General features: G+C 58.8%; 16 protein-coding genes. 14 read left to right on the top strand and 2 right to left on the bottom strand.

Annotation, left to right across the window (positions count from 1 at the left end; translation table 11 throughout):
• The first annotated feature begins 32 nt into the window (after positions 1-32).
• The 3 genes from SFHG_RS02805 (at position 33) to SFHG_RS02815 (ending at position 2,200) form a co-directional block, all read left to right on the top strand.
• Complete coding sequence (locus SFHG_RS02805; RefSeq protein WP_042433116.1) at positions 33-662, top strand: class I SAM-dependent methyltransferase; 630 nt, start codon at positions 33-35, stop codon at positions 660-662.
• Entirely contained in the window at positions 649-1,254 is a 606-nt protein-coding gene (locus SFHG_RS02810) for a class I SAM-dependent methyltransferase (RefSeq protein WP_042433118.1), read from the top strand. Before SFHG_RS02805 ends, SFHG_RS02810 begins: the two co-directional genes overlap by 14 nt.
• Before the next feature lie 115 nt (positions 1,255-1,369).
• Positions 1,370-2,200 carry a class I SAM-dependent methyltransferase gene (locus SFHG_RS02815; RefSeq protein WP_042433120.1) on the top strand — a complete coding sequence of 277 codons (831 nt, stop codon included), beginning with the start codon at positions 1,370-1,372 and terminating at the stop codon, positions 2,198-2,200.
• A gap of 1,182 nt (positions 2,201-3,382) precedes the next feature.
• Here the strand turns inward: SFHG_RS02815 and SFHG_RS02830 are convergent.
• Both SFHG_RS02830 and SFHG_RS02835 read right to left on the bottom strand, forming a co-directional pair.
• Entirely contained in the window at positions 3,383-3,985 is a 603-nt protein-coding gene (locus SFHG_RS02830) for a Type 1 glutamine amidotransferase-like domain-containing protein (protein WP_042433129.1), read from the bottom strand.
• 94 nt (positions 3,986-4,079) lie between these two features.
• Positions 4,080-5,633: an AlbA family DNA-binding domain-containing protein gene (locus SFHG_RS02835; protein WP_042433133.1), complete on the bottom strand. Its 1,554-nt coding sequence runs from the start codon at positions 5,631-5,633 to the stop codon at positions 4,080-4,082.
• 793 nt (positions 5,634-6,426) lie between these two features.
• Here SFHG_RS02835 and SFHG_RS02840 point away from each other — a divergent pair.
• The 11 genes from SFHG_RS02840 to SFHG_RS02885 all read left to right on the top strand — a co-directional run bounded on the left by SFHG_RS02840 (position 6,427) and on the right by SFHG_RS02885 (position 14,202).
• Entirely contained in the window at positions 6,427-6,741 is a 315-nt protein-coding gene (locus SFHG_RS02840; protein ID WP_238318252.1) for a hypothetical protein, read from the top strand.
• Between the two features lie 221 nt (positions 6,742-6,962).
• Entirely contained in the window at positions 6,963-7,637 is a 675-nt protein-coding gene (locus tag SFHG_RS02845) for a DUF3800 domain-containing protein (RefSeq protein WP_042433136.1), read from the top strand.
• A 335-nt stretch (positions 7,638-7,972) separates the two neighbouring features.
• Positions 7,973-8,251 carry a hypothetical protein gene (locus SFHG_RS10565; protein WP_129583900.1) on the top strand — a complete coding sequence of 93 codons (279 nt, stop codon included), beginning with the start codon at positions 7,973-7,975 and terminating at the stop codon, positions 8,249-8,251.
• 113 nt (positions 8,252-8,364) lie between these two features.
• The gene (locus tag SFHG_RS02850) at positions 8,365-9,327 is read left to right on the top strand and encodes an Abi family protein (protein ID WP_052297778.1); all 963 of its coding nucleotides are present in this window, start codon (positions 8,365-8,367) and stop codon (positions 9,325-9,327) included.
• 504 nt (positions 9,328-9,831) lie between these two features.
• Complete coding sequence (locus SFHG_RS02855; protein ID WP_042433139.1) at positions 9,832-10,251, top strand: YjdF family protein; 420 nt, start codon at positions 9,832-9,834, stop codon at positions 10,249-10,251.
• Between the two features lie 738 nt (positions 10,252-10,989).
• Positions 10,990-11,208, top strand: coding sequence for a helix-turn-helix domain-containing protein (locus tag SFHG_RS02860; protein WP_042433142.1), 219 nt, complete (start codon positions 10,990-10,992; stop codon positions 11,206-11,208).
• A 78-nt stretch (positions 11,209-11,286) separates the two neighbouring features.
• Positions 11,287-11,535 carry a helix-turn-helix transcriptional regulator gene (locus SFHG_RS02865; protein ID WP_042433145.1) on the top strand — a complete coding sequence of 83 codons (249 nt, stop codon included), beginning with the start codon at positions 11,287-11,289 and terminating at the stop codon, positions 11,533-11,535.
• Between the two features lie 5 nt (positions 11,536-11,540).
• Positions 11,541-12,056, top strand: coding sequence for a helix-turn-helix domain-containing protein (locus SFHG_RS02870; protein ID WP_042433148.1), 516 nt, complete (start codon positions 11,541-11,543; stop codon positions 12,054-12,056).
• Between the two features lie 14 nt (positions 12,057-12,070).
• Positions 12,071-12,859, top strand: a complete 789-nt coding sequence (locus SFHG_RS02875) for an ATP-binding protein (protein WP_042433152.1) — start codon at positions 12,071-12,073, stop codon at positions 12,857-12,859.
• Positions 12,860-13,060: 201 nt separating this feature from the next.
• Positions 13,061-13,594, top strand: a complete 534-nt coding sequence (locus SFHG_RS02880) for a hypothetical protein (protein WP_042433154.1) — start codon at positions 13,061-13,063, stop codon at positions 13,592-13,594.
• A 56-nt stretch (positions 13,595-13,650) separates the two neighbouring features.
• Positions 13,651-14,202, top strand: a complete 552-nt coding sequence (locus SFHG_RS02885; RefSeq protein WP_042433157.1) for a hypothetical protein — start codon at positions 13,651-13,653, stop codon at positions 14,200-14,202.
• Positions 14,203-14,219 lie beyond the last annotated feature (17 nt).

Raw genomic sequence — 14,219 nt, forward strand, 5'->3', positions numbered from 1 at the left:
GATAGCTCTAACTGATTGGGGGGGCGATAGCCATGCACGAACGCAAGGGCTTCTGGGACAAGAATGCCGGTCGGTACGACCATTTCATGCGAAAGGACCGGGCGGCGTATGAGAAGATGTGTGGGCTGATCCGGCCGGTGGTGAAAGCAAAGACCGTGCTGGAGGTTGCCACCGGCACGGGGCTTATCGCAAAGAGCGTCGTGAATGCGGCGGCGCACATCGAGGCTACGGACGCTTCTGCACAGATGATCCTTGAAGCAAAGCGGGGCAATCAATCCGCAAAGCTGCACTTTTCCGTACAAGATATGTTCCGCCTGCCCTATGCACAGAAGTCCTTCGAAGTGGTGATCGCGTCCAACGCGCTTCACATAGTGCCGCATCCGGAAAAGGCCCTGCAAGAAATCAGGCGGGTGCTGAAGGACGACGGCGTGCTCATCGCGCCAACCTTCACCCACGCGGGGAACTCGGTTTCCGGCAAGGCAAAAGCCTTTTTCATGAGTATGGCGGGATTCCCCCTCCATAGCAGGTGGACAAGCGAGGAATACCTGCGTTTCCTGCGTCAAAACGGCTGGGCGGTGCAGAAAAGCGCGGTGCTGAAGGCCTCGTTCCCGTTGACTTATGTGGAATGCACGAAATCGGAGGGGCCAGATGTCGTTCTTTGAAAACACTCGCAAGCCCGTGGGCCTCGGCGGAAAACTTATGGTTGCCATGATGAACCTGGGCCACAGCCCTGTGGCGCGGTGGGGACTTCGATTTCTACGGCTTGCGCCAAACGCCAAGGTGCTGGATTGCGGCTGCGGCGGCGGGGCGAACATAAAACGGCTGCTGAAAAAATGCCCGCATGGCGTCGTCAAGGGCATCGACTATTCGCCCGTCAGCGTGGAGAAGGCCAGAAAGCTCAACCGAACTGCAATTCAGGAGGGGCGTTGCGCCGTTCTGCAAGGCAGCGTGGCGGATATGGCGTTTGAAGATAGCTGCTTCGATGCCGCCACGGCCTTTGAGACCGTCTATTTCTGGCCTGATTTGCCCCGATGCTTCCGCGAGGTCCGGCGGACGCTGAAGCCAGGCGGGACAATTCTCATCTGCAACGAGAGCAATGGCGATACGGACAAGGACGAGAGGTGGACGCGGATCATCGGCGGCATGACCATCTACAAGGACATCGAATTGAAGGCGTGCCTGGAGCAGGCGGGCTTTCGCGAGGTGCAGATACGCAAAAAGAAAAGGTGGCTCTGCGTCACGGCGCGGAAGTAGGGGCATCGAGCACGGGCGTTTTCGCTTCCATCCTGCACATGGCGGTAGGCATGACGGCCATAGCGGCTGCGCCGGCGGCAATCACGACAGTTTTTATTCACCGAGGAGGGAACCTATGAAATGCAAAATCGAGAGAAACACCGTGCAGGAGACGCTGATCCTCCCGCTGTATTCCCGGATGCTGTGCACGGAGCTGTACCCGAACCTTTACAGGGATGAAACAGCGGTTCGCCTGCTCGACCAGATCGACTACGACTTTTCAGAGGCAGAGAAAAACTCCCGCAGCCTGATGCAGCGCTTCGGTGCGCTGGAGGTGGCCATGCGGCAGGGCGATCTTGCTTTCGAGGTGCGGGATTACCTGAAAGGCCACCCCGATGCGGCGGTGGTCAACCTGGGCTGCGGGCTGGACAACACCGGCAGAACCTGCGACAACGGTAGATGCAAGATCTACAATCTGGACTTCCCGGATGTGATTGCCTTGCGGCAGCAGCTGCTGCCCGCCGGGGATCGGGAGCAAAATATCCCCTGCGACCTGAAAGACACCGCATGGTTCGGCAAAGTCGACGCCTCCGGCGGGGCGGTGCTCTTTGCCTCCGGGGTGTTCTATTACTTTCTGACCCAGCAGGTCCGGGAACTGGTGCGGGGGATGGCGGACGCTTTCCCCGGCGGTGTGCTGGTCTTTGATGCCGCCAATCGGACGGCAGTGAAGATGATCGCAAAAACATGGCTTAAGACTGCAAAAATCAAGGATGTGGGGGCATATTTTGCGGTTTCGGATGCCGCCAAGGAAATCGGCACGTGGGACAGCCGTCTGCAGGTCACAAGTCGCGGCTATATGCTGGGCTACAACGATTTGAGGGACCCTTCTGTCGGCGGCTTTTTCCGGTTTCTCGCAAGGGTCGGTGACAACGGGATGAAAATGCAAATCGTGAAAATAAGATTTTAAGAGGCAGAAATGAAGCCCATTCACTTTGACGTTGAAGAAGACGGCTTTTACGGCGCATATTGGGCGTGCAAGGACACACATACAGCAGCGGGCACGGATTCGATTGAAACCGTGCCCGCTATCTGATACTATATTATTATATCGAACGTCTGTTCTATTCACTCTTTCATGCTCGTTTGTCGCGGCGCCATTCCAATTGGGTATAGTTTGGTTGTCGGTTTTGTCCACCTTGCCGCCGAATCCCTCCGCGTGTCTTCGCGTAGGCGTTTGGGACAAACCCTGGGACAAATTCGCAAACTATTTCGAAACCGCAAGCTCGCAGTTTCATTTTTTGTCCCGGGGACAAAAACGGCAAGGCTTTGAGGCGCATAATCGCCCGAAACGGATGCCAAAAGGGCCGATTTTCCTCTTTGGTGCCTGTTTGGCGAAGTGAATCGTAGCCAGCGGCTTTGCCGCCTTGCATTTCCGCAGGTCAGATGAGATGTACAAGAGCGATGACCGAAAGAATCGTCGCAGGTGGCTTATCCACCCAAGAGTTCAACGATTCCACTTTCAAATGCATGAGGAAATGCGAATGACCTCAATGCGCTCCCGAACTCGGCGCTAACGTAAACGCCGACTCCGTCGAGCGAAGACTGGCCGATATGAGTCACAACACCGTCCCCAAGGCTGATATGCCTAAGATGGCTTCCAACTGGGGGCGGGGTTTGCCAATAGGAACCACATGAAGAAATGCAGTCCCCTTGGAGTCCTGCTCGGTGATTCCGCCAGCGTTCTTCTCAAGGCAATCCAGAAGAGCAATCGGATTGCTCTTCACGTCAGGTGGCGGAGTTGGCATGGAGGGCAGGTTCTTGTTGGTTTCCACCTATTGTACGCCCGTCGTCGTGCGCGACCAATCGGACAGCATCCCGGATTCGATAGTTACGTGCGAGGCCTTGACGCTGTATTTTCACTTGCTGTTCGCGGACAGCAAGGCCACAAGGGATAGACGCACAAGCGTCGCAAGGGAGTGTAGCTCCCTTGACGGAACGAAGTGACGAAACATTCTCGGTCGTGCAGTTTTCTTCTGCTGACCGGGAATGAAGCTCCGTAGGACGCACATACTCCCGATAAGAGAGTATAGAAGTGCGCCCTTTAGTTCCTAAAGGGATTTTATCAGTTCGACAAACTTGAATTATCAAATTAGTCTTTGCAAATAACCTTTGAACCTTCACCATCAATTACAATTCCCTGACGGTTGTTAATTGGGCATAGATTCAAATCCGAAAACTCAGTCATTATTTTCTCGGTAACTGTCTTAAATGGTGCTGTAAGATAATGCGGAAGAACATAGAAATCAATCAAATCAAGCCCTGCATCATCTTCTTGTGAGTAGTCCTCCGGCTTTTCATCCATTTGTTCAATATATTGGATGGTAGGAGCGCATATAATCGCACCTGCCGATTCACCGATCATCAGTTTTCCCTTTGCCAATTCTTTCTTCAACAGCTTATCCGTTCCCGTTTTACGGAGCTGGTCCATAAGAAAGAAAGAATTTCCACCAGTAAAATATATCACGTCCGCATCTTCAAAAACAGATTGTATCGTTGAATAAGCTTCCGTTGAAATATCAATTTCAGTTACGGCTGCTCCCAGTTTATTAAATAGCTTTCGAGCTGAGCCGACATAACCGGTGTAGCCTTCACGCAGCGATGCTGTTGGAATAAATGTGACTATTTTGTTATCAATTTCTTCTTTTATTAAACTTCCTACACTTGAAAAGTGCGAACATAAAAACAGCTTCATCCATATTCTCCTTTATATATTTGTTGCTCAATTTCGTGTTCAAATTATATCCTTGATTATCAACTTTATCCGAACACCTCCCACACGAAGGACCTCAATGGCTCGTGCTATTAGGGTCTCTATCAGGATTGTTGTAGCTGAACATGTCGGGAGGCTGCTCATCTGATTGCTCGGGATGATCCTGCAAGAACTTCCTGAGCACACGAGAAGGATCGAATCCCCAGTAAAATTTACTATCCTTCTGAAGCGATTCATTGCTCGCAAGCCGATAAAGCTCCCTTAGACACATGGCAATCTTGTCATCATCATCGTCGGGGAGGAGCTCTCTTCGTGCCTTTGGATCACCTCCTAGGATTTGCGAGGCAACATTAGAGATACGCTTTTCGGAATAGAAGCAACAGGCGGGATATGCGAGACCAGTGCCCACCCCTGCAACAAATACGCATAAGCAGTAAAGGAAGTCAAAGGAGCATAGGAGATCGAGGTATCTCTCATGCGCCGAAGCGTCACTGCCCATATTTAGTCCGCAATCCGGTGCCACAATCGGGTGATTCGTGGCGTTGTCTAAGGCAACTGTAATCATCATCCCCGAGCCGGCTTCGTTGAAAAGCCCGGCGTTCACGGCCCTAACCTGGCAGTCTCGTATCCAGGATGCATATATGAAGTGCGAAGGAGATGGAGATTGACGGTTGACGAAGGGGGCAATTAGGTCCCATCTTTTCATGCGAACCAGCTGTGCGCCCAATTCGTAACAAGCAACCGCCACAGCTAGGCTTTTTGAGGCAGAATCCGCCTTACTATCATCAATTGCGGCGTAGCAGTCGTAGAGAGCATCCGCCGCCTTCTCAAATATCGCGTCGTTGCAATAGCTAAGGGCATAGGCCCCGATGCCGGCAAGGCCGTTGATCGCATCTGCATCATCTTGAAACTCTGCAGCGACCTGAAAAATGAAGCGAGAAAGCTTCTCATTCTCCTTTTGCTCGAAGCAAGCTTCGAGCGAGTGCACAAGCGCTTCTTCATCCATTCCATAGACGAGAGGCGGCGTTTTGCCCTTCTCTCCAAGAACGGCGATTATATTGTCCACGAGAGTATCCATTCGTTTGCTCTCGTCTTTCCTCACGTAAGCATCGTGCTGCTTCAATATTTCTGCCCACTGTGTATACTCAATGGGCCGATTCTGAGCTCCGTCGCGCCTAACTATTTCGCCCTCGCGAAACACGACAATTTGACGACCTTTGCCATCTACTGTTTGTCCGGGCTTTGAAAAAGGAACGAGAAGCCCGTCTTCGAGGCTTAACAGGCAAACCAAACAGTATGTGTGTCCATCAACCTCATGTAATTGGGAGATGGCGGTCAAAGGCGCCTGAACATATTTTCTTATTTTGTCTGTTAAGACCGCGCCATCAAATTGCGTCCAGTTGGTATCTTCAGTTCTAGCCGATGGATTTCCATCATCGTCCACCCCAATGACGATGTAGCCACCGGGATAACGGTTGCACATCGAAACAGCGTCTTTTACAAAATCGAGCTCATCGATCTTCTTGGAAAAATCTAGCGTCTCCTTAAAATCGAGCTCGTTGCATTCACCGCCAGATTTCAATAGCTCGAAAAGTTTTTCTCTATCGGTTCGTCCGTCTACTACGATCATCTATGCGCCAACCTATCGATTCCCTATGCCCGACAAACAATCTCTTCATTTCGTTCATGTGGGTGGCACCAATCGACTGATACGTTGAGAACGCTTTCATCAACGCATCAGTCGAAAGACGTCCTCCCATCTAAGTTAATACTGGACATTATCCCATCGTTTTGGCTACTTAGAGAATCATCGCTATGCTATCCGGTCAAATCAAGTATTGATCATTACCACTTTCATTTGATTGCCATGGTGAGCGCAAGCAAACTATCAGCTCAAACAACGAAAACCAGTTGTAGCGTTGCGCAAGAAAGCACACTGATTGACAAACCGATGCCCGCTCGTCCGCTCCAGTTTGCCCAGACGCCCCTCCCGCGGTGCCCATGTCCCAACGGATGGGTACCATTTATCCGGGTGCACCTGGGGCAACGGGCCGTCAGGCCCGCGCAAGGTCGCTCGCAGAACACGCAACATCAAACATGACAGAAGAGGCGAGCGACAGATGCCGGACCCCAGACGACAGCACCGCGGAAAACAAGCATTCCAACCACAACCGAACCAACCTCGCTTCTAAGCAGGCGCTCGCATGGGCGCCTTTTACTTTTCAGGGACTTAGCTGCCAGCTAAGGCGTGCGGCTTATGGCCGTTTCGTGAAGGTCCGACCAGCTCGACCCACCTCGACCCATCTCCGCTCCTGCCGTGCGCGCCAAGCGCCATCAGGCGGTTCAATCGTCGCGCAGACGAAAAGGCACACGGTGCCGTGCGGTGTCCTCGCGCGGTGCCGCACGGGAAGATTGGAGGAACCATGGCGCACGCTACGAAATTCGCCGCGCCCGAGGACAACCGGGGCCGCGACGAGTGGATGACGGTGATCGAGATGCAGGAGTACATGGGGGCGAGCCGGAGCAAGACGTACGACCTCGTCTGGTCGGGAGAGATCGACTCGTACGTGGTTCGGCAGGAAGCTCCTGGTTTCGAGGGCGTCCGTGGACGCCTACATCGAGTCGAGGAGCGGCAGGAAATGACGGCGGCGACCGCCCCGGGAGCCGCCCGCGGCCGGGCACGCGAGGGAGCCTCGAGACGAGAGGAGTTCGAGGACGACCATGACCAAGAGCATTAGCAGGAGCCAGGTGAGGCTCATAGCATCGACCAACGCGATCCGTGGTTTTGAAGAAGCTGCGAATCTATTCCGGGGACGTTATCAACTGTAGCCTCATCGCATTCCCCTCTTGTATTCACTGCCAGCGCATGCTATTAGGTTATTGGTGGCTCATTGAGCTGCCTCCAAGTGCCGGGGGAGTCCCCCGGCTATTTTTTTATCCATTCCATTAGGAGTCCCCATTGGCCAAGGGGCTCAGCATCTTCGTCGACGAGAGCGGCGCCCGCGGCGGCAAAGCTCGTTACTACCTGCTCACACTCGTCTTTCACGACCAGGCAGACAGCATCGCCGAGGCAGTCACGGGCTATGAGGCCAAGCTTGCCGGGGTCGACCTCCCAAACATCCCGTTTCACTCCGAGCCTCTCATGAACGGGCACAAGGACTATGAGTTTCTTAACATCGAGCAGCGCAAGGTGATGCTCGCCTACTTCTCCTCGTTCGTCCGCAAACTTCCCATTTCCTATATCACGTTCGTCTACCGCCGCAGCCAGTTCGAAGACCCGGCAAGGCTAATGGAGCGCATGGGGCGCGATATCTCCTCTGCCATGATTGAACATCTGGGCTTCTTCCAGTCCTTCGACGATGTGAAGGTCTATTACGACAACGGTCAGGACATCGTCAAGCAGGCGCTCGACCGCTCGGTGGGCAAGGTCCTCTCAAAGGGGGTCGTCCGGCGCCGCAAGACCTCGATGACCGACTACCGCCTCGAGCAAGTGGCGGATTACCTCTGCACTATCGAACTTGCCTTGGTCAAGTACGAGGCCAAGGAGAACGGTGAGACGTACAACAAGTTCTTCGGCGGTATCGGCTCTTTCAAGAGGAACTGGCTCAAGCAAGCCCGCAGCAAGCGGATATAGCTGGTCTCGCGGTTTCGCAAGGAACGGTCAGTTCTCCTCTGGCGAGGAACCCCGGGCGACGTGCTTCGAGCAGCGGAAGCTGAAGCGCAAGCAGAAGCGGCGCGGGCATTGATCGGTGCCGACATGGGCCCAGACGTGAACAGTGCTACGTCCCCTGTTCACGGGGCGCGAAACCATAAAGGTTGCACAGAGGTTGCAAAATAAAAAGCCCCTGACCTGTTTTCGCAGGTCAGGGGCTCGGAAACGCTAGATATCAACTACTCCCACTCGATGGCGTCGGTTCTGCCGTCCCGTCACTCCAGTTACACCCAGTTTTCGGCATCGACACGGAACGCGTGCCGCCGAATGACGCGATGTCTCGTTTCGTCGGCTTCGGGGACAAAAGCTGGGACAACCTCAAAAACTTTTTTCAAACTCAGGGCTTTGAGTTTTTGTTTTTGTCCCAAAGTGCGCGGCGGGTCGCCTTTGGAGGCTCGATGGCGCCGAAAACGCCCGTTTTGAAACTCAACCGCCCTTTTGCCCGCAAGCCGCCAGCTGCAATCGCAAGTGAATTAACGCGGGTGGCTTGCGCGCCATTTGCAAAACCCCAGGTCGCAGGTCTTCGCCATTCGTGAACAAAGTGAGTAGTCTCAGGTGGCTTGCTTATGAGTTGGCGAACGGGCCTTCAGGATTCAGGGCAAACATGCTGGTAGAATAGGATTCTCAAATCAATGACAGGAGACCGAGCATGGCCGAACCCCACGATAGGAAGCCGATCCTCACGATCGAGCAGCAGATAGAGCACCTCAAGCAGAAGGGCGTAGCCTTCGAACTGTGTTCCGAGGAAGAGGCCGCGGACTACCTGCGCGACAAGTGCAACTTCTTCAAGCTCGCATCCTACCGCAAACTCTTCTCGAAATACGAGGGAGGCCCGCGCGACGGCCGCTACGTAGACCTCGACTTCGGCCAGCTGCGCCTGCTCGCGGCGCTCGACCAGGAGCTGCGCCACGCCCTGCTCGGCATGACGCTCGACATCGAGCATTTCCAGAAGGTGACACTGCTTCGCGAGATGGAGGACCGTGGAGAGGACGGCTACGCCATCGTGGCCGACTACATGGCATCGCTTACCACTGCAAACAGGGAGTACCGCCTGCGCGAGCTCAAGATGAGCGGCCGCAGCCCCTACAGCTCGAGCCTCTACGCGAAGTACTCCGGCGACATGCCTGCCTGGGCCTTCCTTGAGCTCACCTCGTTCGGCACCCTCATCGACTTCGTGCGCTTCTGCGCCAGGCGATGGGGCGACAGGCGCCTCGAGGCCTCCCACTACGACCTCAAGCGCGTGAAGTCCGTCCGCAACTGCGCCGCGCACGGCTCGTGCCTGATCAACTGCTTCGCCGAGAGGGGCGCCGCCCGGGGCTCGGCGTCCAGCGGCGTCTCCCGAAGGGTCGCCGCCGTGGGGATTCCCAAGGCGACCAGGAGGAAGTGGATGGGGAATACGGCCATGCAGGAGGTCGCGACCGTGCTCGTGGCGCACTCCGGCTTGGTACCCGAGGGCTCCTCGCGCTCGCGCGCCGCATCCGAGCTCGCCGAGATCTTCGCCAGGGCCGACGGCGAAACCGAGGCGCTGCCCGACAAGGGGCCCGACGCCGCAGCTCGCTCCGCGCTCGAGTTCCTTCGCAGGTTGACAGAATCGCTCGGGTTGGTAGAATAGCCTGCAGATAGCAAAACCTTCACGGTTTTAGGGGCGGACTTGCGCAAGCGACTCTGCCCTATTTTTATATTCACTCGCTATAGGAGACGGATGATACCTGGGTCAATGACAGAACTGAGAAGCCCGGAATAATGGAGCCAGTTAGAAACCCTCGGGTTTGCGGGGCGGGATCGTGAGAGCGATTCTGCCCTATTTTTTTCCTCCGTCTGCCCCAACCAAGTAGTTCGAAGATAGCCTGTAGGTGTCCTCGTGGGCGCCTTTTATTTTCAGGGAATCGGCCGCTTCATGAACGAGCGACCGGCTTGACCTAGATCGAACCGCCTTCATCTCCGTCTAGGCGCCGGCAATCAACATCGTGAATCCGCGCGTGCTACAATGCGGGCACCAGAGATGAAAACACAGTCCCCGTCGGGTAGTCGTGGGCGTGCGGGAGTCCGCATCAGTAACCTGCCTCCTTGGTTGTCCCTTCTCTGCATGGTCATCTACATAAAGGAGGAACCAGCCATGCAGATCAGCGTGTCGTCCACCCTGACCGTATATCACGACGGCCAATTCTGGGTCGGGCTGGCGGAGCACGTCGAGGACGGCAGATACGGCGCCGCCCGCATCGTCTTCGGCGCAGAACCGTCCAATGAGGAGATCCTGCGATTCGTTGTCAGCAAATGGGCGAAGCTCTCGTTCTTCTGCCACGGTCCGGCCGAGGCGAGCAAGCCCGCGAAGAACCCCAAGCGACGCGCCCGCGAGGCGGCGAAAGCCCTCAAGCAGCCGGCGATGAGCACCAAGGCGCAGCAGGCGCTCGCGAATCAGCGGGAGACGATGAAGCGGAAATCGGCTCAAGCAAGAAGCCAGCGTCGCGCGGATGAGGCGGAGGCGCGCTTCGAGCAGCGAAAACTGAAGCGCAAACAGAAGCATCGCGGTCATTGATACCACCATCAACCCATATATAGCAGCAGGCGTAGCTTCGATTGAAACTACGCCTGCCACCTGGTGCTATAACGTTATACAGAACGTATGTTCTATACCCACTCGATGACTAACCCAGTCCGAGCACTACCGATGCGTGTCGCGTCATACCGCCTAAGAGCCGATTCGTTCAGAAAAGGTTCAGGGGGATCGTCGAGTTTATTGCACCCTCGCGTTTTACAAAAGAGAGTACAAGGCCCTTTAGCTCGAATTATTGCATTTAGAACCCAGCCGCTCATCCATCCTAGCTTGCCCAAACAGCCCTCCCGCGATGTCCATGTTCCAACGGATGGGTACCATTTATCCGGGTGCACCTGGGGCAACGGGCCAGCAGGCCCGCGCAAGGTCGCTCGCATAACACGCAACATCAAACACGACAGAAGAGGCGAACGACAGATGCCGGACCCCGGACGACAGCACCGCGGAAGACGAGCATTCCGACCACAACCGAACAACTCCAGCTACTAGGCAGGCGCCCGCATGGGCGCCTTTTACTTTTCAGGGACTTAGCTGAGAGCTAAGGCACGCGGCTCATGGCCGTTTCGTGGAGGCACGACCAGCTCGACCCATCTCGACCCGTCTCCGCTCCCGCCGTGCTCACCAATCGACATCAGGCGGTTCAATCGTCGCGCAGACGAAAAGGGACACGGTGCCGTGCGGTGTGCTCGCGCGGTGCCGCACGGGAAGATTGGAGGAACCATGGCACGCACAGCCGAATGCGCCGCGCCCGAGGGAAGCCAAGATCGCGACGAATGGATGACGGTGATCGAGATGCAGGAGTACATGAGGGCGAGCAGAAACAAGGCGTACGACCTCATCTGGTCGGGAGAGATCGACTCGTACAGGCTCGGAAGGAAGCTCCTGGTGTCGAGGGCGTCAGTGGACGCCTACATCGAGTCGAGGAGCGGCAGGAAATGACGGCGGCGACCGCCCCGGGAGCCGCCCGCGGCCGGGCACGCGAGGGAGCCTCGAGACGAAAGGAGCTCGAGGACGACCATGACCAAGAGCATTAGCAGGAGCCAGGTGAGGCTCATCGCATCGACCAACGCGATATTCGGCGCCGACGAGGCGTGCGCGATGCTGCGCATCAGCCGCGACGCCATGTACCGGCTCGCCAAGGACCCCGACGACCCGTTCCCGATCCGCTACATCGGCGGCAAGACTCGCGACGGCATCGTGCTGCACGACGAGCTCGTCGCATGGGTCGAGCGCAACAGCGTCGTCGGCTCGCCCAGAAGGGGCTAGCGCCGATGGCGGCCACAGGCCCGAAGGGGCGCGACGGCCCCTCCCCGCGCGAGTTCACGACGGTACGGCACTTCATGATGGCGGACCTGGGCCTCTCCGGCCTTCCCCTGCTCGTCTACGCGCGCATCTTCGGCTTCTGCGACGCCGGGTGCGGCTACTTCGAGAGCAAGGGCGGCCTGGCCCGCTTCCTCAACGTGCAGGAGCGCAGCGCCTACCGCGCCATCCGCGACCTGCTCGAGCAGGGCCTCATCGAGGAGTGCGGCGTGCACGCCCCGGCACGCGGGCACGCCACCAAGCGGTACCGCATCGTGCGCGAGAGGCTGCCGCCCGGAGCGCTGGCAACCCCTGACGGTTCGTCAGGGTTCCCGGCGCGAAAGGGTGACGAAATGACAGGGTTCGCCGCGAACAAGGGTGACGAACCGTCAGGGCTCGCAGCCCGAACCCCTGACGAGATGACAGGGAAACCCCTGACGATTTGCCACCCAATAAGCAAAAGGGACAACAAGGACTTCAGAAGATAAGGAAGGGGCGCCCGATGGACCGAGCGGGACTCATCACCCTGGAGCAGGCCCGGGCGGCCGGGCTCTCCTTCGACGAGCCGGAGCCGAGGGCGTGCCCGCACTGCGGCGCCGCCCTCGATCCGCTCGGCGCGGCGCTGGCGGGCAGGGTCGCCTGGATCTCCGCCGCCCCATGCCCGTGCGAGGGCGCTGCCCGCGAGCGAAAGACCGAGGCGCGCAAGCGAGAAGCTCTCGCCGCCAAAGAGGAAGCGGCCCGTCGGGAGAAGATTCTCTCACGCGCAGGCATACCCAGGCGATACTGGGCCGCCGAGGCCGACCGCCCGGAGTTCGCCGAGTACATCGCCTCGTTCGCGGGCAACGGGGGCGCCGGGCTCTACATACACGGGGGCGTCGGCGCCGGCAAGACGCACTCCGCCTCCGCCATGGCCAGGCTGTTCGCCGAGGCCGGCTACGACGTCGCCTTCACGACGGCCAAGGGCATGCTCGAGCGCGTGAAGGCCACGTTCGACGAGGGCGGCACCGAGGCCGCCGTCGCGCGGTACGCCAAGTGCGACGTCCTCGTGCTCGACGACCTCGGCAAGGAGGACGCGACGGAATGGTCCGTCGGCACCGTGTTCAGCGTGCTCGACGCGCGCTACGAGGACATGCGCCCGACCATCGTCACGTCGAACTACGCGCCGGGCGCGCTGGCGGACAGGCTCGCAAGGCGCGGCGAGCGCGTCACGGCAGAGGCGATCGCGAGCAGGATCTCCCAGACCTGCAGGCCCGTCTACCTGGGCGGAAGGGACAGGCGCCGGCTCGGCTAGCTTGTGCGCTTCCCGTGGAGGCGCGGACGGCTCGATCCAGCTCGACCCATCGCGGGCGGCCCCGGTCGCCGCCGCAATCGAAATCGCTATACACGTCTTGGGCGGCGCCGACGCGCCAGCACGCACGCCTGCTCCGACTCGCACCGTGCCCCCATCGCGAGGACGCCGCCCGCCAAGCAACAAACGAAAGGCGGAGGGCCCATGGACGGCTTCGAGAGGATAACCGGCCGCGAGCACGACGGGCTCGTGGAGAAGTGCCAGGAGAACGGCTGGCTCAAGGTCGGCGGCTTCGACTGGCAGGACGACCCGTTCCTCGAGGAGTACCCCTACGAGTTCTCCCGCACGGAGAGCGTCGACAGGCTCCGCGAGGCGCTCGGCTCGGGCAACTGGGCCATACGCCAGGGGTTCTGCTACCGCGACCTCGCGTTCATCCAGCAGGTGAACGGCGGCGACGAGTGGTGGACGCTCAAGCGCGACGGCGACGCGTGGACCGGCTTCGAGAGCTGGAGCTTCGGCGCCATCGCCCAGGAGCCCGAGCGGTTCGAGCGCGCCATGCGCGACATGTGCGAGGCGACGCCGGAGCAGTGCCGCAGCGGCGAGTGGGCCCATCTGCACGAGAAGGCTCCCGAGCCGCTGGCGCAGCGCGCCGCGTCCGCCCGCGAGGCGAGCCGCGCGCACGCCGGGCAGGAAGCCCGCGCCCCAATGGCGCGCGAGAGGGCCGTCGGGGCCGAATAGGGACGACCGGGGCGCGAAGGCGCCCCTTTTCATCTCGACTGGAAGGGAGGCGCGGGATGGCGAGCGACTACGGGGACGAGGCGGGCGGCAAGCTGCTCGACTGGATGCTGAGGATCGGCCAGGAGGCCGGCGCCGAGGCAATGGCGCGCAGCGCGAGGGAGCTCTCCGAGCGCCTCGCGGGAATCCGCGGGACCATCGCCGGCGGGCGCGCCGAGGCCATCGCGGCCGACGGCGCGCCGACCTACGCGAAGCTCAGCCTCGAGGAGCTCTCGGGGCTTCCCGAGTACGCGACGATCAAGGAGGTCGTCTCCGACAAGCTGCGCGCCGCGTCGGTCGAGCACCACATCATCCCCGGCGGGGGCCGCGACTGGCTGCTCTTCAAGGTGGAGGACGCCCCCGAGGTCGACGAGGCCTTCCGACAGCTCGAGCAAGAGACGGGAAAGGCCGCCGAGCGCGCAAGGGAGAGGCTCTCCGAGATAGCCGAGAGGCGCCAGGCGCCCGAGCGGCTGGCCGAGCGCGCCGAGCGGGCGCGCGAGGCGTCGAGGGCCCACAGCCAGGGCATCGGCCGGGACCGCGGCCCGCGCCAGATCGAGGGGCCCGAGAGATGAGGTGGCAGGCGGCGGCC

Origin of the sequence: Senegalimassilia anaerobia JC110 (genome assembly GCF_000236865.1) — a bacterium.
Classification (GTDB): domain Bacteria; phylum Actinomycetota; class Coriobacteriia; order Coriobacteriales; family Eggerthellaceae; genus Senegalimassilia; species Senegalimassilia anaerobia.